Below are 23,792 nucleotides of genomic sequence, written 5' to 3'. Positions count from 1 at the left end.
AGCACTCGTGCACCGCAGATACATCGCCCCGGGCGTTCTCGCCGCGGCCACCATGCTGCTGGCGATCCCGGCATCGGCCGCCTCCTTCTCCCCCGGCGCTCCGGGGATCGGCGACCCCTACTACCCGGCCAGCGGCAACGGCGGTTACGACGTGTCGCACTACGACCTGCGGCTGAAGTACCAGCCGAAGACGGACCTCCTGGAGGGCACGGCGACGCTGAACGCGACCGCCAAGCAGGACCTGTCGCGCTTCAACCTGGACCTGGGGCTCGCGGTCAGCGAGGTGCGGGTGAACGGCAAGCTCGCGAAGTTCGCCAAGGAGGGCGACCAGGAGCTGGTGATCACGCCGGCCTCGCCGCTCCAGAAGGGCAAGTCCCTCTCGATCGTCGTGAAGTACGCGGGCAAGCCCTCCGAGGTGAAGATCGGCGGGTACACCGCCTGGGCCCGTACCCCGGACGGCGGCGTCGCCGCGCAGGAGCCGGACTCGGCCGCCTGGTGGTTCCCGAGCAACGACCACCCGCTGGACAAGGCCACGTACGACATCTCGGTCTCCGTGCCGGACGGCCACCAGGCCATCTCCAACGGCGTGCTCCAGTCGCAGAGCTCGAAGCTCGGCTGGACCCGCTTCAACTGGCGCTCCAACAAGCCGCAGGCCTCCTACCTGGCCACGCTCGCCGTCGGCAAGTTCGACATCACCACCGACAAGACCGAGTCCGGGCTGCCGGTCCTCAACGCGTACAGCAAGGACCTCGGCGACAACGACGGTGCGGCGCGCGCGAGCATCGAGCGCTCGACCGAGGTCACCGAGTGGCTGGAGGGCGTCTTCGGCCCGTACCCCTTCAACGCCATCGGCGGTTACGTGCCCAACGTGACCAGCGGTTTCGCGCTGGAGACGCAGACCCGCCCGTTCTACAGCCCCCGTCAGTTCGCCAACGGCGCGAACGTCTCGGTGGTCGTGCACGAGCTGGCCCACCAGTGGTACGGCGACAGCGTCTCCGTGCACCACTGGAAGGACATCTGGGTCAACGAGGGCTTCGCCCGCTACAGCCAGTGGCTGTGGTCGGAGAAGGAGGGCGAGGGCACGGCACAGGAGCTGGCCGACTATGCCTACTCCTCCCGTTCGGCCGAGGATCCGTTCTGGCAGGTCAAGCCGGGTGACCCGGGTGCGGACAAGCAGTTCGACATCGCTGTCTACGACCGGGGCGCGCTCGCCATCCAGGCGCTGCGCAACGAGGTCGGCGACGAGAAGTTCTTCGAGATCCTCAAGGGCTGGCCGAAGAAGTACGCGTACGGCAACGCCAAGGTCTCCGACTTCGTGAAGTACGCGGAGAAGGTCTCCGGCAAGCCGCTCGCCGAGCTGTTCGACACCTGGCTGTACCAGCCGGAGAAGCCGGCCGCTCCGGCCGCCGCCGAGTCGAAGATCGCACGCGGTCTGGCCAAGGCCCCGGCCGCGAAGCCGGTCCAGCCGAAGTCCTGGAAGAAGATCGCCGAGACGAACACGGTCCACGACCACTGACCGTCCGTCCGTCGCTTCCGCGCCGTCGCCCGCTGTCGTACGTACGTCAGCGGGCGGCGGCGCGGTGCTGTGCCCTGGCCCGCCGCGCCATCGGCAGATACCGCAGCCGTTCCGGCAGCAGGGGTACGACGCTGCGCACGACCCGGCTGAACCGGCGCAGCCTGCGCTCCTGCGCGGCCGACCACGCGAGGCCGAGCGCCTCGCGCGCGTCGGGCGGCATGTACCCCACCGTGACGAACGACCGGAAGGCGGCCAGCGGCGGAAGCAGCACCGGCCACAGGGCGCGCAGCGCCCACCGCACGGGCAGCGGCCCCCGGTCCGGCGGCGGCACCCGCTGCCCCGGGTCGGTCAACTCCTCGACCACACCGGTGCGTTCGATCTCCTCGGCGAGCATCCTGCGGTAGTACCGCCAGAACTCCTCGACGGTCTGCGGCATGTCCCGGTCGTGGATGCCGAGGATCCGGCCGACCTGGAGCCACTCGGCGTACAGCTGCCGCTCCTGGGCGGCGGTGAGCGGCCGGCGGTTCAGGTAGCGCAGGGAGTGCTGGTAGCAGGGGAAGCCCGTGGCGTGCACCCACGCGTAGTGGGCCGGGGTCAGGGCGTGGTACTTCCGGCCGTGCGCGTCCGTGCCCATGATCGTCTTGTGCAGGGTGCGGAGCCTGCGGCCCTCCTCGGCGGCGGCTTCGCCTCCGTACACCCAGAGCATCACCGACCGCAGCGAGCGTTCGCCGCGTCCCCAGGGGTCGGTGCGGAAGACGGAGTGCTCGTCGACGCCCGCGCCGACCGCCGGGTGGGCGACCTGCATGGTGAGGGCGGCGGGCAGCATCAGCAGGGCGCGGACGTCGCCCGCGACGGACCAGAGGATGCCGCCGGGCGGGGGCGGGGCGGGGTCCTTGCGGGGGGACGGGCGTATGCCGGATGCGGTGGTCATGCGGACGGCTTCCTGGGGGGGGGCGGGGCCGGGTTTGTGCGTGATCCAGTATGCCGGGAGGGGAGGGGATCGCCGAGATGTGGGAGTGACGAGGTGTGGGGGTTGCGCGTTGTCTACCGGGAAGTAACCGGGCCTGGTTTGATGTGCGGCACCAGCTCGTGCCGTACCTCTCGCCCCACCTTTCACGGGAGAACTCTGTGCCGATCCACCCTCGCTCCTCACGCCGCCGCGCCCTCGCGACCGCCGTCGCCGCCGCGGCCACGCTGGCGGCCGCCGCTCCGGGAGCCTCGGCGGCTCCGGCGGCGTCCGGCGCCTCTGCCGACGTACCGGCGCTGAGCGTCCTGTCGTACAACGCCTTCATCTTCAGCAAGAACCTCTACCCCAACTGGGGCCAGGACTTCCGCGCGAAGGCCATTCCGGCGGCGTCCTTCTTCCAGGGGCACGACGTGGTGGTGCTCCAGGAGGCGTTCGACAACTCCGCGTCCGAGGCGCTGGGGCGCAACGCGGCCGCCCAGTACCCGTACCAGAGCCCGGTCGTGGGCCGCAGCAAGAGCGGCTGGGACGCCACGGGCGGCGCGTACTCGGCGACTTCGGCGGAGGACGGCGGGGTGACGGTCTACAGCAAGTGGCCGATCGTGCGGAAGGAGCAGTTCGTCTACAAGCAGGCGTGCGGCAGCGACTGGTTCTCCAACAAGGGCTTCGCCTACGTCGTCCTAGACGTGAAGGGTGTGAAGGTGCACGTGGTCGGTACGCACCTCCAGTCCACGGACCCCGGGTGCAAGGCGGGCGAGGCGGCGGCGAAGCGCAGCGCGCAGCTGAAGGAGCTGGACGCGTTCCTGGACGCGAAGAAGATCCCGGCGTCGGAGCAGGTGCTGGTGGCGGGTGACCTCAATGTCGACTCGCACAGTGCGGAGTACGCCTCGATGCTGGCGGACGCGGGGCTGGACGGGGCGGATTCCCGTACCGGCCACAAGTACTCCTTCGACACGGACGACAACTCGATCGCCTCGGAGCGCTACCCGGACGATCCGCGCGAGGACCTGGACTACGTCCTGCACCGGACGGGACATGCCCGTCCGGCCGGATGGAACAACGACGTCGTCAAGGAGCAGAGCGCGCCGTGGACGGTGTCGAGCTGGGGCAAGTCGTACACGTACACGAATCTGAGCGACCACTACCCGCTGGTGGCGTCCGCCCGCTGAGCGAGCGGTCCTAACGGACCGGCAGGAACGTGGTGTTGAGGTGGGCCGTGGCGAGCAGCGCACGGCCCGCCCGTGCTTCGCGGAGGAGTTGTTCCCGGCTGCGGCGGGCGGTGGCGGGGTCCCTCTCGTAGCGGTACGGGACGGCCGGGTCGGCGAGTTGGACCGCGTGCACCAGGGCGTCGCCGGTGACCATGATGCGGCGGCCGCCCCCGTCGACCAGGACGGATTGGTGGCCGGCGGTGTGGCCGGGGGTGGGCAGCAGGACGACGGCTCCGGAGCGCCTCTTGCCCGCCCCCAACAGCCTGGTCCTGCCGTCGACTTCGTGGAGTTGTCCGGTGCGGCGCAGGGGTGCGACGACGTAGCGGTACGCGGTGTCCTTCTCGGTGAGGGCCGCGGTCTCGGCGCGTTGCACGACGTAGCGGGCCTCGGGGAGCATCGGGACGCCCGCGGGCGAGACCGCCCAGCCGTAGTGGTCCTCGTGGAGGTGGGTGAGGACGACGGTGTCCACGTCGCGCCGCCGGATTCCGGCGTCGGCCAGCACCTGCGGCAGGTGCCCGGGGACCGGGGCCCAGGGTGCGGCGGGCGAGTCGGCGGGGCCGACGCCCGTGTCGACGAGGGTGACCCGGCCGCCCGGGCGGCGTATCGCGTAGCAGCGGAAGTCCAGCACCCAGGTGTCGGCGGGGCCGAAGGCGCGCGGGTCGATGCGCTTGGCGCGGGCCCAGGCCTCGGGGGTCGCCCCGGCGAAGTGGTCGGTCTGCTTGCCGGGGAACGGGCCGTGGGCGTCGAGCAGGGCCAGCACCTCGAAGGGGCCGGTACGGCGGCGGAGGATGCGGCCGGTGGGGGCTTCGGGGTCGGGTGCGGAGGGGGTTGCGACTGCTTGTGGTGCGGCTGCATCAGCTTGTGGGGCGGCGCTCCAGAGGACGGCCGCCGAGCCTGCGGTGGCGGCGGCCGCACCGCGCAGGACGGTGCGGCGGGCGGGTCCCTCGCCGGTCGAGCCGGTCGGGCCGGTCGAACCGGTCGCATCGGTCGCATCGGTCGAACCGGTTGAAGGGGACGGGGTGTGTGGACTGTGTCGGGTCATGGCGTCATGCTGTCGCCGGGCCCGTGGCGCGGGCTTGAAGATTCTTGCGCGGTTGTGACGTGACGCTGTGGGAGGGGCCGACCATGCCGGTGGAGCGGCTGACGCACCTGGACCGCGACGGGCTGCACGTCGCGGGGGTGCGGTGCGAGGACCCCGGGTGCGGATGGACGGAGCCCAGGACGGCCGGGGTGTTCGGGCTGGTGCTGGTGCGGCAGGGGGTGTTCAGCAGCCGGGTGGACGGGGTGGTGCGGCTGGTCGACACGGCGAGCGTGTTCGTCGAACGGGCGGGCCGGGAGCAGCAGTTCGCGCATCCGCAGGGGGCCGACGCGTACACGGAGATCGTGGTCGACGAGCCGGAGCTGGCGGAACTCCTCGGCGGTGACCCGCACGTGCCCGAGGGTCTGGCCTACTGCACTCCGGACGTGGCGTTCGCCCATCGCATGCTGCTGGGCCGGGCGACCGCCGGGGCGGATTCCTTCGAACTCGCCGAGCGCTGCACGGATTTGACGGTACGTATCCTGACCCAGCTCGCTCCCGAGCGCCTCGCGTCCGGCCTGCCGCGCACGGCCGCGGCCCGTGCAGCCCTGGTGGACGCGGCACGGGGCGCGCTCGCCCAGGACCTCGGCCTCGGGCTGGACGCCCTGGGCCGGGAGGTGGGCTGCTCCCCGCACCATCTCAGCCGCATCTTCCGGGCGGGCACGGGGGTTCCGCTGGCCCGCTACCGCAATCGGCTGCGGGTGGCGCGCGTCCTGGAGCGGATCGCGGAGGGAGAGTCGGACCTCGGGGCGCTGGCGGTGGAGTCTGGCTTCAGCGACCAGTCGCACATGACCCGGGTCGTGCGGGAGGCGGCGGGGGTGCCGCCGGGTCGGGTACGCAGCCTCCTGCGCGGTGCGTGACGCCCACTGCGATCCCCCTTCCCGGAGGCCGCCCCCGCTCACCTTGCGCTCCCCCGCACGGCATCTTCACCCCGCCCGCAGCGCCGCCCTCGTCGGCAGCACGCTGCCCGCAAGGGCCAGCAGCAGGCACGCCCCCACCGCCCCCAGCACCGGCACCCCGGGGACGACCAGGTCGACCGGCACCCCGAGCAGCCCGCTCAGCCCCGCCCGGATGCCCAGCAGGGAGGGCAGCGCGACCAGCCCGCCGAGCAGGGTCCCGAGGGCGACCACGAAGACCGTCTCCCCCACGACCACCCCCAGCACCTGCCGCACCGTCGCCCCCGAAAGCCTCAGCACCCGGAAGTCCGCCCGGCGGTCGGCGGTCGCCATGAGCAGCGTGTTCGCCACGGCCAGCGCGGTGTAGCCCGCCGATAGCCCCACCAGCAACAGGGTGAACACCCACACCAGCCGGTCCTCCTCCGCGTCGGCGCTCCCCGCGTGCGCGGCCGGGCTCACCTCGTGCCCGCCCGGCACCTCGGTCCGGGGCCCCGTCCGGTACACGACCTCGGTGAGCGCCGCCGGGTCGTGCGCCCGGACCGCCGCCCGTCCCATGAGTACCTGGTACGGGCTCGAACGGTCGTCCAGCACCGCCGCCACCCGCAGCGTCTCCGTCCGCCCGTCCTCGAAGGTGGCCCGGATCGTCGGCCCCAGCGTCCTGCGTACGGACTCGGTGACCGCGACCCCGTCCCCCAGCCCGTCCCCCAGCCCGTCACCCAGCCCGTCGAGCGACCCGGAGACCACCTTGAGCCTGCTGTTGACCGCCGCGAAAGAGCCGGGGTCGATGCCCGCCGCCGTGAGGGGTGCGCGGTCCGTGTGCAGGACGGTCGGCAGCAGTGCCGCTCCTTGGACGCGGGCGACCGCCGCATCGCTCAGACCGGGGGTTCCGTGCGGGACGACCGCCGCCTCGGCCCGTACGGAGACGGCCTCCTCCGTGCGGTAGGGGTGCGCGGAGGTCTGGGTGTTGCCGGTGATCAGGACGACGAAGCCGACTGTCGCCAGCACCGGCGCGACCGTCGACGCCGTTCGCCGGACCGCCGTCAGCATCCCTTCCCGCACCAGCAGTGCCACCGCCCCGCCGCGCCGGGCGAGGGGTCGCGTGACCAGCCGGACCAGGGGCGGGACGACGGCCGGGGTCAGCAGGGTCACCCCGGTGATCAGGGTGACGGCGGTGAGCAGGGCGAGGCTCACCATGTCGGCGGGGTCGACGACCGCGCTCCCGACGGCCGCCGCGCACCCGGCGACGGTGAAGCCGATTCCTGCGAACAGGCGGGCACGGGACGGCGGCCGGTCGTCGACGGCCGCCTCGCGCAGGGCGTCCAGCGGTGCGGTGCGTGCGGCCCTTCGTGCCGCCGCCCACACTCCGGCCATGGCGACGAGCACACCGATGCCGAACGCCCCGGCGAGCACCGGGAGTTGGATGCGGGCGGCGAATCCCTCCGGCTGGAAGCCCGCGTCGACCAGGACGTCTCCGAGTGCGGGCGCGAACAGTGCCCCCAGGGTCACCCCGGCTCCGGCCGCAACCGCGCCGACGGCGAGCGCCTCCCCGTACAGCATCCTCCGCAACTGCTTCGGCGTGGCGCCGACGGTCCTCAACAGGCCGAATTCGCGGCGGCGTTGGGCGACGGTGAAGGCGAAGGTGGAGGAGACGACGAAGACGGTGACGAATCCGGAGAGCGCGGCCATCGCGCTCAGCACCTGGGCGCCGATCCACCGGGTCTTCTCGTCCTGCACGGGTGCGAGGGCCTCGCGTGCGTCACCGGTCAGGACGGTGCCGGACGCGCCCACGGCCTTCGCGGCGGCGGCCGCGACCGCGCGCCGGTCCGCACCGGGCCCGGTCAGCAGCCCCAGGACACGGACTCCGCCGGAGAGGGCTGCGGCGCGGGCGTCGGTGACGTAGTAGCCGGGCCCGTCGACGGTTCCGGTGACGGTGAAGGGCTCGGGTCCCTTGGCGGTGAGGAGGCTGATCCGAGCGCCGACGGGAAGGTCCAAGTCCTGTGACACAGCCACTTCCTGACCGTTCGTCGGCGGACGACCCTCCCCCATCGCGTACGGTGCGAGCGCCGCGCTCGACCACCCGTGGCCCTCGCGCGCACGTTCCCTCTGTTCCCCGACCGGCTGCCCGTCGTCCCGTACCGCCTGGGCGGGGAAGGACCGGTCGGCGACCACCTCGCGCACGCCCGGGACGGCGGCGAGGTCCCGGGTGAGCTGCTGGGTGCGCTGCGGCGACCAGGGCGCCCGGTCCAGGAACGTACCGTCCGTGGCCGCTCCCTTAGGCGCCTGTACGAGGACGGGGGTTCCGGCATAGCGGCCGGGCACGCCGCTGCCGCCCGACAGCAGGATCAGGGCGCTCGCGGAGAGGATCGCGACGCCCAGGCACAGTGCGAGGAACGATCCGGCGAGGGCGGTGCGGCGTTCGCGGACGGTGGCGAGGGCGAAGATGAGGGGGTTCATGCGCGCTCCTCCAGGACGGCCATGCGGGAGGCGATGGTCTCGGCGCCGGAGCGGGTGGTGATCTCGTCGGCGATGCGGCCGTCGGCGAGGAGGATCACGCGGTCGGCCCAGGAGGCGGCGGCCGGGTCGTGCGTCACCATGATCACGGTCTGGGCGTGGCGGTCCACCAGGCCGCGCAGCAGGGCGAGTACGGCCCGGGAGGTGTGGGTGTCGAGGGCGCCGGTGGGTTCGTCGGCGAAGAGCACGGCGGGCCGGGTGACCAGGGCACGGGCGAGCGCGACGCGCTGCTGCTGGCCGCCGGAGAGCTGGCTGGGCCGGTGTCCGGCCCGGTCGGCGATGCCCACTTCGGCGAGGGCGGCGGTCACGGCCGCAGGGTCGGGGCGATGGCCGGCGAGGAGCAGCGGGAGGGCGACGTTCTGGGCGGCGGTGAGGGCGGAGACCAGGTTGAAGGCCTGGAAGACGAAGCCGACGCGGTCGCGGCGGAGCAGGGTGAGGGCGGTCTCGTCCAGGCCGTCGAGCGGGGTCCCGTCGAGGGCGACGCTGCCGCTGGTGGGCCGGTCGAGGCCGGCGGCGCACTGGAGGAGGGTGGACTTCCCGGATCCGGAGGGGCCCATCACGGCGGTCATGGTGCCGGGCGCGAAGGAGAGGGTGACGTCGTCGAGTGCGGTCACGGTGCTCCCGCCCGTGCCGTACCGCTTGGTGACGGAGGTCAGCTCCACGGGCCGTTGGCTGAGCGCGGAGTGCGCTGCGGGATGTGTGGTCGTCGGCATGGCATCGAGTCAACCGGCGTACGGATCAGGGAACATGGGCCGCCGGACTAGTCCTCGTACTACACCCAGCACTAGTGCCTCCACCGGAACGCTGCGGCTATCGTCGGCCGGATGATCAACCGAACCGTCCTGGAGGCGCTGACCAGTCGCCCGGTGGGCTTCCTGCGTTCCTCCTGGCCGTGGCGTTCGCTGCTGCATCTGCTGTCCGGCGGGGTGCTGGGGGTGGGCACCTGGCTGGCCGTGGGCGGGCTGTTCGCGGCCCGCGAGCGGATCGGGCTGGGCGTGGCGGTGGTGTGCGCGGTGCTGGTGACGGGGTTCGCGGTGCTGCTGTCGGGGCCGCTGGAGCGGTGGCGGCTGCGGCTGGTGGACGTGGCGGCGACTCCGGTGCGGCAGGGGCTCCGTACGCCGGCCGGACTGCGCGGGCTCGGGTACGGGGCGGTGTCGGTTCTCGCCGTGGGGTGGGCCGATCTCGCCCTGGCCATGGTGGCGTTGGGGATTCCGGGGGTGCTGCTCCTTGCGCCGTGGCAGCCGGATGCCGTGCTGTGGGCGTCGGTGGGCGGGCCGGTGGCGGGGGTGCTGCTGCTGCCGGTGGCCGCGTATCCGATCGCGGCGTGGGCGGGGGCGCGGGGTGCGCTCTCGCGTGCCGTACTCAGCTCGCACGAGGTGGAGTTGACGGAGGTGCGCCGCTCCCGGGCACGCCTGGTGGATGCGTACGAGGCCGAACGGCGGCGTATCGAGCGGGACTTGCACGACGGCGCGCAGCAGCGGCTGGTCGCGCTGACGATGAAGCTGGGCCTGGCGGCACTCGACCTCCCGCCGGACTCGCGGGCGGCCCGGGAGGTCGCCGAGGCGCACGCGATGGCGAAGGACGCCCTGTCGGAGCTGCGCGAGCTGATCCGGGGAGTGCACCCTCAGGTCCTCACGGAGCGGGGCCTGCCGGCGGCGGTGCGCGACGTGGCGGGCCGCTCCCCCGTACCCGTCGACGTGGACCTCGAACTCCCGTGCCGCATCGCCGAGTCGGTGGAGGTGGCGGCGTACTTCGCGATCTGCGAGGCCCTCACGAACACGGCCCGGCACGGGGCCGCCACTCGCTGCCGCGTCAGCGGACGCCTCGTCTCCGCGACGCTCATGATCGAGGTGTACGACGACGGGCGCGGCGGCGCGGACCCGGCGGCCGGGTCGGGGCTGACGGGGCTGGCGGACCGGGTGGCGGCGGTCGACGGCAGAATGCTGCTGTCGAGCCCGGCGGGCGGGCCGACCCGGCTGAGGGTGGAGATACCGGTGGGCGCGTACGAGGGGGAAGCGTGCGGCAGTTGAGGATCGTGCTCGCCGAGGACGCGGTGCTGCTGCGCGAGGGTCTGGTGAGCCTGCTGGAACGGTTCGGGCACAGTGTCCCGGCGGCCGTGGGCGACGGCCCCTCGCTCGTCGCCGCGGCGCGCGAACACCGCCCCGACCTGGTGGTGGCGGACGTGCGGATGCCGCCCGCCTTCCGTGACGAGGGTTTGCGCGCGGTACGCGAACTCCAGGGCGAGCAGCCGCACTTGGCGGCGGTCGTGCTGAGCCAGTACGTCGAGCAGACCTTCGCCGAGGAACTCCTCGAATCGCGGCACGGGGCCGGGACGGGCTACCTCCTGAAGGACCGGGTCGGGGACGTCGAGGAGTTCATGGACGCGCTCGTGCGGGTCGCGGACGGCGGCATGGTCGTCGACCCGGAGGTCGTGCGCCAGCTCCTGGCCCGCCGCCGGGACCCGCTCGGGCGGATCACGCCGCGCGAGCGGGAGGTGCTGGGGCTGATGGCGGAGGGCAGGTCGAACGCGGCGATCGCGCGGGCGCTGGTGGTGACGGAGGCGGCGGTGGCCAAGCACATCGCGGGCATCCTCCAGAAACTGGACCTGCCCCCGGCCCCGGACGACCACCGCCGGGTGTTGGCGGTGCTGGCGTACCTGCGGGGCTGACCCGGATTCCCTCGCGATGTCACATCCGTGCGGGTGCCGTTCGTCCAGTGGTCGAAGGGGCACGGAGCCCCTGCGGAGGAGGCTCGCGATGAACGCAATAAACGCTGCGAACGGCAACGTGACCATCATCGGAGGCGGGATCGCCGGTCTGGTGGCGGCGATCACCGTCGCGGAGTCGGGGGCGGGCGTGGACCTGTACGAGGCCCACGGCTCGCTGGGCGGGCGGGGCCGGGCGACTCCGGCGCCGTACGTGGCGCACGAGGGGGCGCACGTCTTCTACGCGGATCTGCCGCACTGGGACTGGCTGGTGGAGCGGGACCTGGTGGGCAGGCTCGGCCGGCCGCCGCTGCGGGACCTGAAGCTGAGCTTCGTACGGGACGGAAGGCTGCGGGCGATGCCGCCCGCCGGACTGCTGCGGATGATGCTGCCGGGCAGGCCCGCGACCGCACCGGTGGACCTGACCTTCCACGAGTGGGCGTCGGACCGGTACGGGGAGGAGACGGCGCGGGCGGCGGCACGGGCGATCTCGGTGGTGACGTACGACGCGGACACGGGCCGGCTGTCGGCGGCCTTCGTGTGGGAACTGTTCCGCCGGGTGTTCGCGCCGTCGGTCCCGACGGTGCGGTGGGTGGTGGGCGGCTGGCAGGCGGTGCTGGACCGGATGGAGGCACGGGCCCGGGAGCTGGGTGTACGGGTGCACCTCGGCGAGCGGGTGACGGAACTCCCCACGGACCGCCCGGTGATCGTCGCCACCGAACTCGCCTCCGCACAGCGCCTGTTGGGCGACCCGACCCTCACCGGGGAGAGCGGCCACTGCGTGCTGCTGGACCTGGCGGTGCGCTCGGACCGGCGGGACCGGTTCATCGCGTTCGACCTGGACGGGGGCGGGTTCCACGAGTCGTACTCGATGCAGGACCCGACGATCGCGCCACGGGGCGAGTCACTGTTCCAACTGGACATGCCGGTACGGGACGGCGAGCCCCTGGCCTCGGCCCGCACGCGGCTGGAGGCACTGGCCGACCTGACCGTACCCGGCTGGCGCAACCGCACGACGTGGAGCCGCACGGCCACGGCGAAGGGCCGCACGGGCGCCCTGGACCTCCCCGGCCGCACCTGGCGCGACCGCCCGCCGATCGACCGGGGCGACGGCGTCTTCCTGGCGGGCGACATGGTGGCGGCACCGGGGATGCGCGGCGAAATCGCGATGCTGAGCGGCCTGGAGGCGGGCAAAGGCGCAGTCCGTGCCCTGCGGGGGCAGCAGGGCCTGCGCAGGGCGGGGTGAGGGGCGGGCCGAGCCGGGGTGGGCGGGAACCCAGGTTGAGCGGGCCCGGGGGCAGGGCGCTGCGAAGCAGCCCCTTCAGGGGTGCGGGGAACTGCGCGCCCAGCCACAACACACCCGCACGCAACCGAGACCTCCCCACCCCGGCCCGAGGGCCCGCCCCCTACACCCCCACCCCCCTCGCAAACGACCTCCGGTAGGACCTCGGCGGCACCCCCCTCCGCCTCACGAACTGCTCCCGCAGCACCGCCGCACTCCCGTACCCCACCCGCCTCGCGATCTCCTCCACCGGCAGGTCCGTCGTCTCCAGCAGTTCCTCCGCCGCGCTCAACCGCAGCCCCACCAGCCACGCATGCGGCGTCGTGCCCGTCGCCGCCGCGAACCTCCGCGCGAAGGAGCGCCTGCTCATCAGCGCCCGACCCGCCAGGTCCGCCACGGACAAGGGCTCGTGGAGGTTCCCACGCGCCCACTCCAGCACGTCGGCCAGCCGGTCGTCCGCGCACTCCTCCGGAACGGGGGCCGCCAGGTACTGGGACTGCCCGCCTTCCCGGTGGGACGGCAGCACCAGGTCGCGGGCGACCGCGTTGGCGACGGCCGCCCCGTGCTCCCGCCGCACCAGGTGCAGGCACAGGTCGAATCCGGCGGCCGCCCCCGCGCCCGTGACCACCGGCCCCTCGTCGACGTACAGATCGTCCGCCGCCACCCGCACCCCGGGATAGCGCCCCGCCAGCAGTTCCGCGAACCGCCAGTGCGTCGTGGCCCGGCGCCCCTCCAGCAGCCCCGCCGCCGCCAGCGCGAAGACCCCTACGCAGTGCGCGGCGACCACCGCACCGCGCGCGTGCGCCGCCGCGAAGGCGTCCAGTACCGCCGCCGACGGTGGAGTACGGAAGTCCGCCCAGGGCAGGGCCAGCACCAGGTCGGCCGTGGCGATCCGGTCCAGCCCCTCCCCGACCGCGACCGGCACCCCGATGTCGGTCCGCACCTGGCCCGGCCGCTCCGTGCACAGCGCGAAGTCGAAGGCCGGCAGCCCGGGCCGCGGGTCGAAGACCTCCGCCACCAGACCCACGGCGAGCATGCCGACCCCGGGCGGCGCATACGCCGCAATCCGCAGGAAAGGGCCCAACACCCCGCCCGATTCCACCTCTTGAGCCTCCATGGCTCCTCAGTCTGGCACGATTCCCGCGATCGCTGGCAGAAGGGCCACTCGTACGCCCTCCCCCGCCCCGGAATGCTTGCAGCCATGACGACAACGACCGCAGCACAGACCGAAGCCCCCCTCGCCCGCACCGCCTCCTACACCGTCCTGCACACCGGCTACACCCTCTCCACCGGCCCCGGAGTCGCCGCCACCGTCTCGTACGTCACCGACGGCGACCGGCACCTGATCTTCGACCCGGGCATGGTGCCGGACCGGGACAGCATCCTGGGCCCCCTGGCCGCCCTCGGGCTCGGCCCGGACGACATCACGGACGTGATCCTCAGCCACCACCACCCGGACAACATCCTCAACGTGGGCGTCTTCCCGGGCGCCCGCGTGCACGACCACAAGGCCGTGTACGACGGCAACCAGTGGACGGACCGCGATGCGGAGGGCCACGAACTCACCCCCTCGCTGCGCCTGCTCCACACCCCGGGCCACAGCGCGGAGGACATCACCCTCCTCGCGGGGACGGAATCCGGCGTGGTGGCGTTCGCGGGCGACCTGTGGTGGCGGCCCAACGGGCCGGTCGTCGACCCGGTCGCCCCCGACCAGGAGCAGTTGCGCCGGTCCCGGCAGCGGGTCCTGGCCCTGGCGGACGTGATCGTGCCGGGGCACGGCGCCCCGTTCCCGGCGGACGAGAACGCGCCGCTCTAGCGGAAGGCCGCTCCGGCGGAAAGGGGCGGCCCACACCCGCGGCTCACGCCCGCAGCCCTTACCCGTGGCCGCCCCCGCGCCCGCCCCCGCTCACCCGTACAGCGCCTCGATCTCCGCCCCGTACTTCTCCCTGATCGCCCTGCGCCGCAGCTTCAGCGACGGGGTCAACTCCCCCGTCTCCGGCCCCCATTCGTCGGCCAGCACTCGGTACCGCTTCACCTGCTCGGTACGGTTCAGGCGTGCGTTGGCCGCCTGAACCGCCCGCGCGATCTCCTCCCGTACCGCAGGATGGCCGGCCGTCACCGGGCCCTCGATGCCCTGTGCCGCCGCCCAGGCCGGAAGGACCTCCGCGTCCGGCACCAGCAGCGCCACCACGTACGACTTCCCGTCGCCGTGGACCAGGGCCTGGCCGATCAGGGGGTGTTCCTTGAGGGTGTTCTCGACGAGGGCCGGGGAGACGTTCTTGCCCGTCGAGGTGACGATCATTTCCTTCTTGCGGTCGGTGAGCCAGAGGAAGCCGTCGTCGTCGATCCGCCCGATGTCGCCGGTCGCGAACCAGCCGTCCGCGTCGAGGGCCTCCTCCAGGGTGCCGTCCGCCCGCAGATAGCCCCGGAAGACGGTCTCACCGCGCGCCAGGATCTCGCCGTCCTCGGCGACCTTGAGTTCCAGGCCGTCGAGCGGGCGGCCCACCGAACCGAGCCGGAAGCCGTCCGTCGGGCTGTTGGCGGTGCACACACCTACGGTCTCCGTCAGCCCCCACGCATCCATGATCGTGATGCCCAACCCCGCCCAGAACCGGGTGACTTCGAGCGGCATCGGCGCGGAAGCGCTCGCCGTCCACACCAGCCGGTCGAAGCCCGCGAGCGCCAGCAGCGGCGCGAGGCCCTTCTTGGCCTCCGTGTGCGCGGTCTCCAGCTCCGGCGACGGAACCTCGCCGCGTTCGCGGGCGGCGATGTGGGCACGGGTGGTCTCCCCCATCCGCTCGATCGCGGCCCGCTGCTCCACGGGAAGTCCGGCGAGCGCGGCCCGTACACCTGCCGCCATCTTCTCCCACACCCTCGGCACGCCGAAGAACTGCGCCGGGTGCAACTCCCGTGCCGTGGCGGCGACTTGAGAGACATCCGCGCACAGGTGGACGTGCGAGGCGCGGAACACCGGGAGGTAGATACCGAGCATGCGCTCGGCGATGTGCGCGAAGGGGAGGTAGCAGATGTGCTCGACGTGGTCGGGCAGGGCGACGACCTTGTCGAGGGAGAGCGCGTTGCTCACCACCATGCGGTGGGTGATGGGTACGGCCTTGGGGTCGCCGGTGGTGCCGGAGGTGTAGACGACGGTGAGGACGTCCTCGGCGCGGGTCTCCCGCCAGGTCTTCTCGAAGGCGTCGGGCTGGTGGAGGCGTCCGCCGGAGGCGTGCAGCGAGCCGTAGGTGCGGTGCGGGCCCGCCTCGGCGGGCTCGGCCACCACGAGCTTCTCCAGGCGGTTCGAGGTGTCCGTCAACAGGGGCTCCCAGCGCGGGAGTTCACCCGCACCCTCGACGATCGCGAAGCGGGCCCCGCTGTGCCGGACGATGTGCGCGACCTGTTCGGCGGCGGCCGTTCCGTACACCGAGACGGGGATCGCACCGAGGTGGGTGAGCGCGAGGTCGCTCAGCCAGTGCTCGGGACGGTTGCCCATCATCATGAGCACCTGCTCGCCCCGCCGCACCCCGAGCGCCGCGTACCCGGCGGCCAGGACGGCGGCCTTCCGTCGCACCTCGCGCCAGGTGAGCGTGGTCCAGCCGCCGTCTGGGGTGCGCCAGGACAGGGCCGGGAGGTCGCCGTGGTCCTCGGTGTTGCGCAGGAGCAGGGCGGGAAGGGTGAGTTCTGCCGGTTCGGCGGGAAGGCGCAGGATCGTGGTCATGACCGCCTCGTGTCGTCAGCGACTGGGCATTACCAGAACGTGCAGGGGAGGCTTTCACAACAGTAGTGAGACAGCAATACTGTTGCACCGACTCCCGACAGGGGAATCCGCCAGGGGATCAGCACAGGAACGGGGCAGCCGCATGACGACGACCACCGGTACCGGGGAGCCGACGCTCACGGTCGACGAACTGGCCGCACGGGCCGGCGTCACCGTCCGCACCATCCGCTTCTACAGCACCAAGGGCCTCCTCCCTCCCCCGGTGATCGGCCCCCGCCGGGTCGGCCACTACGGCCCCGAGCACCTCTCCCGCCTCGCGCTCATCGAGGAACTCCAGCACCATGGCATGACCCTGTCCGCCATCGAGCGCTATCTGGAGCAGCTCCCTCCGGACCTGAGCGCGCACGACCTCGCCATCCACCGCGCGGTGGTCGCCTCCTGGTCCCCGGACTCGGCGGAGCTGGCCACCCGGGCGGAGCTGGAGCGCCGGGCGGGCGGTCCGCTGTCGGACACGGACCTCGACCGGCTGGCCGCGATGAGCGTGCTGGAGCGCGCCGAGGACCCGGACACCTTCCGGGTGGATCCGGGGCTGCTGGCGCTCGGCGTGCAGTTGCTGGGCGTACCGATCGCGCACGAGACGATCCTCGCGGCCCGCACGATCCTGATGGAGCACACCCGGTCGGCCGCCCGCGAGCTGACCCGCCTGTTCCGCGACGAGGTGTGGAGCCCCTACCGGGAGCGCGAGTCGGACCCGGAGCACGTGGAGGCGATGAAGTCGCTGTCCGCGCACATGCAGCCGATGGTGCTCCAGGCCCTGGTCACGGCCTTCCAGCGGTCGCTGAAGGAGGAGCTGCGGGCGGCGTTCGTGGACAAGGAGCGCTAGGAACCGGCCGCCCCGCCCTGCCCGCACGGGGCAGGTCAGCGGCGCCGGAAGGGGGTGCCCCCTCCCGGCGCCGCATCACGCTCCCGTCGCCCGGAAACCGCTCACGCGTCCGTGAACTTCTCGCCCTTCTCCGCCTTCTCGACCAGCAGCGCCGTCGGCTCGAAGCGCTCGCCGTACGCCGCGGCCAGCTCGCGGGCGCGCGCGACGAATCCGGGCAGGCCGCCCTCGTAACCGTTGATGTACTGGATCACGCCGCCGGTCCAGGCGGGGAAGCCGATGCCCATGATGGAGCCGATGTTGGCGTCGGCGACCGTCGTGAGCACGCCCTCCTCGAAGCAGCGGACCGTGTCGATGGCCTCGGAGAAGAGCATCCGCTCCTGCATGTCGCGGAAGGGGATCTCCGTACCCGGCTTGGTGAAGTGCTCGCGCAGACCCGGCCACAGGCGGGTGCGCCTGCCGTCCTCGCCGTACTCGTAGAAGCCGCCGCCCCCGCTGCGTCCCGGGCGCTTGAACTCGTCGACCATCCGGTCGATGACCGCGTCGGAGGGGTGGCCGGGCCAGGTGCCGCCCGCCGCCTCGACGGCCTTCTTCGTCTCCAGGCGGATCTTGCGCGGCAGGGTGAGGGTCAGCTCGTCCATGAGGGAGAGGACCTTCGCCGGGTAGCCGGCCTGCGCGGCGGCCTGCTCGATCGACGCGGGCTCGATGCCCTCGCCGACCATGGCGACGCCCTCGTTGATGAAGTTGCCGATGACGCGCGAGGTGAAGAAGCCGCGGCTGTCGTTGACGACGATCGGCGTCTTCTTGATCTGGCGGACCAGGTCGAAGGCGCGGGCCAGGGCCTCGTCGCCGGTCCGCTCGCCCTTGATGATCTCGACCAGCGGCATCTTGTCGACCGGCGAGAAGAAGTGCAGGCCGATGAAGTCGACCGGGCGCGACACACCTTCCGCCAGGCCCGTGATGGGCAGGGTGGAGGTGTTGGAGCACAGGAGCGCGTCGGGCTCGACGATGTCCTGTATCTCCTGGAACACCTTGTGCTTGAGGCCGGTGTCCTCGAAGACCGCCTCGATCACGGCGTCGCAGCCCGCGAGATCGGCGGGGTCGGCGGTCGGGGTGATGCGGGCGAGGAGTTCGTCGCGCTTGGCCTCGGTGGTACGGCCGCGACCGAGCGCCTTCGCGAGGAGCTTCTCGCTGTACGCCTTGCCCTTGGCGGCGGCCTCCGGGGAGACGTCCTTGAGGACGACCTCGATCCCGGCCCGCGCGCAGGAGTACGCGATGCCCGCGCCCATCATGCCCGCGCCGAGCACGGCGACCTTGCGGACCTTGCGGCGCTCGACGTCCTTGGGGCGGCTGGCCCCGGAGTTGACGGCCTGGAGGTCGAAGAAGAACGCCTGGATCATGTTCTTCGCGACCTGGCCCGTCACCAGCTCGGTGAAGTAGCGGGCCTCGATGGTCAGCGCGGTCTCGAAGTCGACCTGCGAACCCTCGACGGCGGCGGCCAGGATGTTGCGCGGCGCGGGGTAATTCGCCCCGCCCGTCTGCTTCTTGAGGTTCGCGGGGAACGCCGGGAGGTTCGCGGCGAAGCGCGGGTTGGACGGCGTGCCGCCGGGGATCTTGTAGCCCTTGACGTCCCACGGCTGGTGCGACTCGGGGTTCGCGTCGATGAAGGCGCGGGCCTTGGCGAGCATCTCCTCGGGGGTGGCCGCGACCTCGTGGACGAGACCGTTTTCGAGGGCGCGCTGCGGGCTGTACTGGGTGCCCTGGAGGAGGACCTTGAGCAGCGCGTCGGCGATGCCCATGAGGCGTACGGTACGGGTGACGCCGCCGCCCGCCGGAAGCAGGCCGAGCGTGACCTCGGGCAGGCCGATCTTGGAGCCGGGCGCGTCGAGGGCGATGCGGTGGTGCGAGGCGAGCGCGATCTCGTAACCGCCGCCCAGGGCAGCGCCGTTGATGGCGGCGACGACGGGCTTGCCGAGGGTCTCGATCTTGCGCAGGGCGGCCTTGATGGACGTACCGGTGTCGAAGGCCTGCTGGGCGTGCTCGGGGCCGACCTGGATCATGTCCTTGAGGTCGCCGCCAGCGAAGAAGGTCTTCTTGGCGGAGGCGTAGATGATGCCCCGGATGGAGTCCTTCTCGGCCTCCGCGCGGTCGGCGACGGCCGCGATGGAGTCCTTGAAGGCCTGGTTCATGGTGTTCGCGGACTGGTTGGGGTCGTCGAAGGTGAGGGTGACGACGCCGGTCTCGTCCTGTTCCCAGCGGATGGTGGTGGACTCGCTCATGTTCTGGCTTCTCCGTAAAGGGTGGCGGGGCGGGACGAGATTCAGACGCGCTCGATGACGGTGGCGACGCCCATGCCGCCGCCGACGCACAGGGTGGCGAGGCCGTAGCGCTTGTCCTGGCGCTCCAGTTCGTCGACGAGGGTGCCGAGGATCATCGCGCCGGTCGCGCCCAGCGGGTGGCCCATGGCGATGGCGCCGCCGTTGACGTTGATCTTGTCGAGGGAGAGGCCCATGTCCTTGGCGAAGCGCAGGACGACGCCCGCGAAGGCCTCGTTGATCTCGACCAGGTCGATGTCGTCGATGGTCAGGCCCGCCTTGGCGAGGGCCTTGCGGGTGGCGGGGGCGGGGCCGGTGAGCATGATGGTGGGCTCGGAGCCGGAGACGGCGGCGGAGACGATGCGGGCGCGGGGGGTCAGGCCGTAGCGCTCGCCGACCTCCTTGGTGCCGATGGCGACGAGGGCGGCGCCGTCGACGATGCCGGAGGAGTTGCCCGCGTGGTGGACGTGGTCGATCGATTCCACCCAGTGGTACTTCTGGAGGGCGACCGCGTCGAAGCCGCCCATGTCGCCGATCGCGGCGAAGGAGGGCTTCAGGGCGGCGAGGGAGTCGGCGGTGGTGCCGGGGCGCATGTGCTCGTCGTGGTCCAGGACCAGCAGGCCGTTGCGGTCGCGGACCGGGACGACGGAACGCTTGAAGCGGCCGTCCTTCCAGGCGGCCGCGGCGCGCTCCTGGGAGAGGGCGGCGTACTCGTCCACGTCGCGGCGCGAGTAGCCCTCGATGGTGGCGATGAGGTCGGCGCCGATGCCCTGCGGGACGAAGCCGTTCTCGAAGTTGGTGATCGGGTCGTTGAACCAGGCACCGCCGTCGGAACCCATCGGCACGCGCGACATGGACTCCACGCCGCCTGCCAGGACCAGGTCCTCCCAGCCCGAACGGACCTTCATGGCAGCCAGGTTGACGGCCTCGAGGCCGGAGGCACAGAAGCGGTTCTCCTGGACGCCCGCGACCGTGTCGGGGAGTCCGGCGGAGATGGCGGCGGTGCGGGCGATGTCGGAGCCCTGGTCGCCGACCGGGCCGACGACACCGAGGACGATGTCGTCGATGGCGGCGGGGTCGAGGTCGGGGAAGCGGGCCGTGATCTCGTGGATGAGGCCGACGACGAGGTCGATCGGCTTGGTGCCGTGCAGGGCGCCGTTGGCCTTGCCGCGGCCGCGCGGGGTGCGGATCGCGTCGTACACGTACGCTTCGGTGCTCAAGACGAATGCCTTTCGGGAAAAGTGCGCGGTGGTGAGGGAGTTGGATCAGCTCAGCAGGGACCGGCCGATGATCTCCTTCATGATCTCGGTCGTGCCGCCGTAGATGGTCTGGATGCGGCCGTCCGTGAAGGCCTTGGCGACCCGGTACTCGGTCATGTAGCCGTAGCCGCCGTGCAGTTGGAGGCAGCGGTCGGCGACGCGCTTCTGGAGTTCGGTGGCCCACCACTTGGCCATGGAGGCGTGGACCGCGTCGAGTTGCCCGTCTCTGTGATCCACGATGCAGCGGTCGAGGAACGTACGGGTGACGGCGCACTCGGTGGCCATCTCGGCGATCTCGAAGCGGATGTGCTGGAGCTTGGCCAGCGGCCGGCCGAACGCCTCGCGTTCCTTGACGTACTGGGTGGTGATCTCCAGCAGGTACTCGGCGGCGGCGATGGCGGCGACCGCGATGCCCATGCGTTCCTGGGCGAGGTTGGTCATCAGGTGGATGAACGCGCCGTTCAGCTCGCCGAGGAGGTTCTCCTTGGGGACCTTGACGTCGTTGAAGAACAACTCGGCGGTGTCCTGGGCCTTCTGGCCGATCTTGTCGAGGTTGCGGCCGCGCTCGAAGCCGTCCATTCCGCGCTCGACCACCAGCAGGGAGAGGCCCTTCGCGCCGCCCTCCGGGGAGGTCTTCGCGACGACGATGACCAGGTCGGCGAGGATGCCGTTGGAGATGAACGTCTTGGAGCCGTTCAGCAGCCAGTGGTCGCCCTTGTCCTCGGCGGTGGTGCGGATGCCCTGGAGGTCGGAGCCCGCGCCCGGCTCGGTCATGGCGATGGCGGTGATGGTCTCGCCGGAGCAGAAGCCGGGCAGCCAGCGGCGCTTCTGCTCGTCGGTGGAGAGGTCGGTCAGGTAGGGGCCGATGATGTCGTTGTGCAGGCCGACGGCGAGCCCGGAGGCCCCGGCGCGGGTGAACTCCTCGGCCAGTACGGCGCTGTAGACGAAGTCGGCGTTGCCCCCGCCGCCGTACTCCTCGGGAACGGCGAGCCCGAGCAGGCCCTGCCGTCCGGCGGCGAGCCAGGCCTCGCGGCTGACGATGCCGTCCTTCTCCCACTGCTCGTGGTGCGGGAGGACTTCCTTCGCGAGGAAGGTGCGGACGGTCTCGCGGAAGGCTTCGTGCTCGGCCGTGAAGATCTGACGCTTCATCATGACACCCTCTTTCAGAGCCAGTTCTTGACGGTCTCGATGAGCTTCGCGGGCTCGGGCCCGACCGGAATGACGTTGAGCATCGTGACGCCCGCCGCCCGGAAGGCCTCGACGCGCTCGCGGACGTAACTCTCGGGCCCGCACAGCGACATGAGCTCGCAGAACTCGTCGGGGACGGCCGCCTCCGCCTCCTTCTTCTTGCCCTGGAGGTAGAGGTCCTGGATCGTGGCGGCCTCCTCCTCGTAGCCGTAGGCGACGGCGAGGTCGTTGTAGAAGTTCTTGCCCTTGGCGCCCATGCCGCCGACGTAGAGGGCGATCTGCGGGCGGGCGAAGTCCCGTACGGCTGCGGCGTCTTCACCGATGGCGAGGATGCCGCCCGCGACGGTCTGCAGCGGGCCGAGCGCGGGGTCGCGCTTGGCCCGCCCGGCCGCGAGGGCACTCCCCCACACCGCGTCCGCCTTCTCGGGCAGGAAGAGGGTGGGCAGCCAGCCGTCGGCGATCTCGGCGGTCAGCTCGACGTTGGCGGGGCCGAGCGAGGCGACGTACACGGGAATCTCGTCGCGCACGGGCTTGGTGAGGATCTTGAGCGGCTTGCCCAGCTTGCCGCCCTTCTCCTTCGGGAGCGGCATGTCGGTGATGCCGTGGTGGTCGATGACCTCGCGCTTCCAGATGCGGCGGCACAGTTCGACGGTCTCGCGGGTGCGTCCCAACGGTTTGTCGTACGGCTTGCCGTGCCACCCCTCGATCACCTGCGGCCCCGAGGCGCCGAGCCCGAGCAGCGCCCGGCCGCCGGAGATCGCGTCGAGGCCCGCGCCGGTCTGGGCGATGAGGGCGGGGGTGCGGGAGTAGACGTTGAGGATGCCCGCACCGATCTTCATGCGGGTGGTGCGGGCGGCGAGGTAGCCCATGATCGTGGGCGAGTCGAAGCCGTACGCCTCGGCGACCCAGACGGCGTCGAGCCCGGCGGACTCCAGCGCGGCGATCTGGTCGCAGCCCTCGCGGGGGTCGCCCGCGTAGCTCAACGGGACGGATATCTCCATCAGTCGGTGTCACCCTTCGTCAGATTCGGTACGTCCCAGTCGGCGGCCACCTCGGCGGTGTCGGCCCCGGGCAGTGCGGGCCCCCGGCGGATCGCGCCCGGGGTGGCGGAGAAGCGGGGCGCGGGGGCGGGCTGGGTGACGCCGCCGTGCTCGACGTAGGTGGCGCGGGCGGCGAGGTGGGGGTGGCGCGGGGCCTCGCGCATGGACAGCACCGGGGCCACGCAGGCGTCGGAGGCGGCGAAGACCTCGGTCCACTCCTCGCGGGTACGTTCCTTGAAGCGGGCGGCGATGGTGTCGCGCAGGTCGCCCCAGCGGGCCAGATCGCCCCGGTCGGGGGCGGTCTCCGCGATGCCGAGCAGCCCGGTGAACTCGGCGTAGAACTGCGGTTCCAGCGCGCCGACCGCCATGTACTGGCCGTCGGAGGTGGCGTAGGTGCCGTAGAAGGGGCAGCCGCCGTCGAGCAGGTTGGCCCCGCGCCGGTCCTGCCAGCCGCCGGCGGCGAGCATGCCGTGCAGCATGGTGGCGAGGTGGCTCGCGCCGTCGACGATCGCCGCGTCGACGACCTGGCCGGTGCCTTGTGGGGTGCGGGCGTGCTGGAGGGCGGCGAGGACACCGATCACCAGGTAGAGGGAGCCGCCCGCGTAGTCGCCGACCAGGTTGGCGGGGACGGTCGGGGGCTCGTCGGCCCTGCCGATCATGCCGAGGGTGCCGGTGAGGGCGAGGTAGGAGATGTCGTGCCCGGCACGCTGGGCGAGGGGGCCGTCCTGGCCCCAGCCGGTCATCCGGCCGTACACGAGCTTCGGATTGCGCGCGAGGCAGGCGTCGGGGCCGACACCGAGGCGTTCGGCGACGCCGGGGCGGTAACCCTCGATGAGGATGTCGGCGCGCTCGACCAGATCGAGAACCCGTTCAGGTCCTTGTAGGTCCTTCAGATTGACGAGTACGGAGCGCTTTCCGCGGTTGGTGAGGTCCTTCGCCGGGTCGACGGCGAGCGCCGTGCCGCCCGGCCGGTCCACGCGTACGACGTCCGCGCCGAGGTCGGCGAGGCACATCGCGGCGAACGGACCTGGGCCGATGCCCGCCAGTTCGACCACGCGCACGCCGGTGAGCGGTCCCCGGGCGATCCTGTCGTCGGTGCCTGCTGCTGTCCCTGCCATCAAGCCCCCAGCACTGTGACACAACTGATGTAACAGCAGTGATGCTAAGAACGTGTTCCACTCTGCACAAGCCCTTTGGCCAAGCGAGCGCTTAGCCTGCTGAGTACGTGCACCCGAC

19 protein-coding genes are annotated in these 23,792 nt (G+C 72.1%); 8 read left to right on the top strand and 11 right to left on the bottom strand.

From position 1 onward, the window contains the following. Positions 1-7: 7 nt before the first annotated feature. A complete protein-coding gene (locus tag IE269_RS20835; RefSeq protein ID WP_189824546.1) occupies positions 8-1,516 on the top strand; it encodes a M1 family metallopeptidase in 1,509 nt (502 codons plus the stop codon). A 46-nt stretch (positions 1,517-1,562) separates the two neighbouring features. Here the strand turns inward: IE269_RS20835 and IE269_RS20830 are convergent, their stop codons facing one another. After that, on the bottom strand, positions 1,563-2,447 hold the full coding sequence (locus tag IE269_RS20830; protein ID WP_189824545.1) for an oxygenase MpaB family protein: 885 nt from the start codon (positions 2,445-2,447) through the stop codon (positions 1,563-1,565). A gap of 197 nt (positions 2,448-2,644) precedes the next feature. Between IE269_RS20830 and sph the strand changes: the two genes are divergently transcribed. Next, the gene (gene sph, locus IE269_RS20825; protein ID WP_229897976.1) at positions 2,645-3,649 is read left to right on the top strand and encodes a sphingomyelin phosphodiesterase; all 1,005 of its coding nucleotides are present in this window, start codon (positions 2,645-2,647) and stop codon (positions 3,647-3,649) included. Positions 3,650-3,659: 10 nt separating this feature from the next. On the opposite strand, the gene IE269_RS20820 is transcribed toward sph, so the two are convergent. Further along, on the bottom strand, positions 3,660-4,730 hold the full coding sequence (locus IE269_RS20820; protein WP_189824544.1) for an MBL fold metallo-hydrolase: 1,071 nt from the start codon (positions 4,728-4,730) through the stop codon (positions 3,660-3,662). Between the two features lie 59 nt (positions 4,731-4,789). Here IE269_RS20820 and IE269_RS20815 point away from each other — a divergent pair, with 59 nt between their 5' ends. Further along, positions 4,790-5,626 (top strand): helix-turn-helix domain-containing protein, encoded by an 837-nt coding sequence (locus IE269_RS20815; protein WP_229897978.1) that lies wholly within the window; start codon positions 4,790-4,792, stop codon positions 5,624-5,626. A gap of 66 nt (positions 5,627-5,692) precedes the next feature. Here IE269_RS20815 and IE269_RS20810 read toward each other — a convergent pair whose 3' ends face one another. Both IE269_RS20810 and IE269_RS20805 read right to left on the bottom strand, forming a co-directional pair. Beyond that, complete coding sequence (locus IE269_RS20810) at positions 5,693-8,116, bottom strand: ABC transporter permease (protein ID WP_189824543.1); 2,424 nt, start codon at positions 8,114-8,116, stop codon at positions 5,693-5,695. After that, a complete protein-coding gene (locus IE269_RS20805) occupies positions 8,113-8,886 on the bottom strand; it encodes an ABC transporter ATP-binding protein (protein ID WP_189824542.1) in 774 nt (257 codons plus the stop codon). Before IE269_RS20805 ends, IE269_RS20810 begins: the two co-directional genes overlap by 4 nt. Before the next feature lie 111 nt (positions 8,887-8,997). On the opposite strand from IE269_RS20805, the gene IE269_RS20800 reads away from it, so the two are divergent. From IE269_RS20800 to IE269_RS20790, 3 genes are all read left to right on the top strand, one after another. Beyond that, complete coding sequence (locus IE269_RS20800; RefSeq protein ID WP_189824541.1) at positions 8,998-10,203, top strand: sensor histidine kinase; 1,206 nt, start codon at positions 8,998-9,000, stop codon at positions 10,201-10,203. Then, positions 10,191-10,841, top strand: coding sequence for a response regulator transcription factor (locus IE269_RS20795; protein WP_189824540.1), 651 nt, complete (start codon positions 10,191-10,193; stop codon positions 10,839-10,841). The genes IE269_RS20800 and IE269_RS20795 overlap by 13 nt, the downstream gene beginning before the upstream one ends. A gap of 88 nt (positions 10,842-10,929) precedes the next feature. Further along, positions 10,930-12,123 (top strand): NAD(P)-binding protein, encoded by a 1,194-nt coding sequence (locus tag IE269_RS20790; protein ID WP_189824539.1) that lies wholly within the window; start codon positions 10,930-10,932, stop codon positions 12,121-12,123. 160 nt (positions 12,124-12,283) lie between these two features. Here the strand turns inward: IE269_RS20790 and IE269_RS20785 are convergent, their stop codons facing one another. Continuing rightward, the gene (locus IE269_RS20785; RefSeq protein WP_189824717.1) at positions 12,284-13,195 is read right to left on the bottom strand and encodes a GlxA family transcriptional regulator; all 912 of its coding nucleotides are present in this window, start codon (positions 13,193-13,195) and stop codon (positions 12,284-12,286) included. A gap of 165 nt (positions 13,196-13,360) precedes the next feature. On the opposite strand from IE269_RS20785, the gene IE269_RS20780 reads away from it, so the two are divergent. Then, on the top strand, positions 13,361-13,975 hold the full coding sequence (locus IE269_RS20780; protein WP_189824538.1) for an MBL fold metallo-hydrolase: 615 nt from the start codon (positions 13,361-13,363) through the stop codon (positions 13,973-13,975). A gap of 90 nt (positions 13,976-14,065) precedes the next feature. On the opposite strand, the gene IE269_RS20775 is transcribed toward IE269_RS20780, so the two are convergent. After that, positions 14,066-15,874 carry an AMP-dependent synthetase/ligase gene (locus tag IE269_RS20775; protein WP_189824537.1) on the bottom strand — a complete coding sequence of 603 codons (1,809 nt, stop codon included), beginning with the start codon at positions 15,872-15,874 and terminating at the stop codon, positions 14,066-14,068. Between the two features lie 142 nt (positions 15,875-16,016). Between IE269_RS20775 and IE269_RS20770 the strand changes: the two genes are divergently transcribed. Then, the gene (locus IE269_RS20770; protein ID WP_189824536.1) at positions 16,017-16,757 is read left to right on the top strand and encodes a MerR family transcriptional regulator; all 741 of its coding nucleotides are present in this window, start codon (positions 16,017-16,019) and stop codon (positions 16,755-16,757) included. A 101-nt stretch (positions 16,758-16,858) separates the two neighbouring features. Here IE269_RS20770 and IE269_RS20765 read toward each other — a convergent pair whose 3' ends face one another. The 5 genes from IE269_RS20765 to IE269_RS20745 are packed head-to-tail and all read right to left on the bottom strand — an operon-like array spanning position 16,859 to position 23,674. Beyond that, positions 16,859-19,033, bottom strand: a complete 2,175-nt coding sequence (locus IE269_RS20765) for a 3-hydroxyacyl-CoA dehydrogenase NAD-binding domain-containing protein (RefSeq protein ID WP_189824535.1) — start codon at positions 19,031-19,033, stop codon at positions 16,859-16,861. A 41-nt stretch (positions 19,034-19,074) separates the two neighbouring features. Continuing rightward, the gene (locus IE269_RS20760) at positions 19,075-20,289 is read right to left on the bottom strand and encodes an acetyl-CoA C-acetyltransferase (RefSeq protein ID WP_189824534.1); all 1,215 of its coding nucleotides are present in this window, start codon (positions 20,287-20,289) and stop codon (positions 19,075-19,077) included. Positions 20,290-20,334: 45 nt separating this feature from the next. After that, the gene (locus IE269_RS20755; RefSeq protein ID WP_189824716.1) at positions 20,335-21,477 is read right to left on the bottom strand and encodes an acyl-CoA dehydrogenase family protein; all 1,143 of its coding nucleotides are present in this window, start codon (positions 21,475-21,477) and stop codon (positions 20,335-20,337) included. A gap of 14 nt (positions 21,478-21,491) precedes the next feature. Next, positions 21,492-22,517, bottom strand: coding sequence for an LLM class F420-dependent oxidoreductase (locus IE269_RS20750; protein WP_189824533.1), 1,026 nt, complete (start codon positions 22,515-22,517; stop codon positions 21,492-21,494). Continuing rightward, positions 22,517-23,674 carry a CaiB/BaiF CoA transferase family protein gene (locus tag IE269_RS20745; RefSeq protein ID WP_189824532.1) on the bottom strand — a complete coding sequence of 386 codons (1,158 nt, stop codon included), beginning with the start codon at positions 23,672-23,674 and terminating at the stop codon, positions 22,517-22,519. The genes IE269_RS20750 and IE269_RS20745 overlap by 1 nt, the downstream gene beginning before the upstream one ends. Positions 23,675-23,792: the final 118 nt, after the last annotated feature.

The sequence above is a fragment of the Streptomyces spiroverticillatus genome, from assembly GCA_014650415.1.
Taxonomy (GTDB): Bacteria; Actinomycetota; Actinomycetes; order Streptomycetales; family Streptomycetaceae; genus Streptomyces; species Streptomyces spiroverticillatus.
This window is presented reverse-complemented; position numbering and strand designations above follow the sequence as displayed.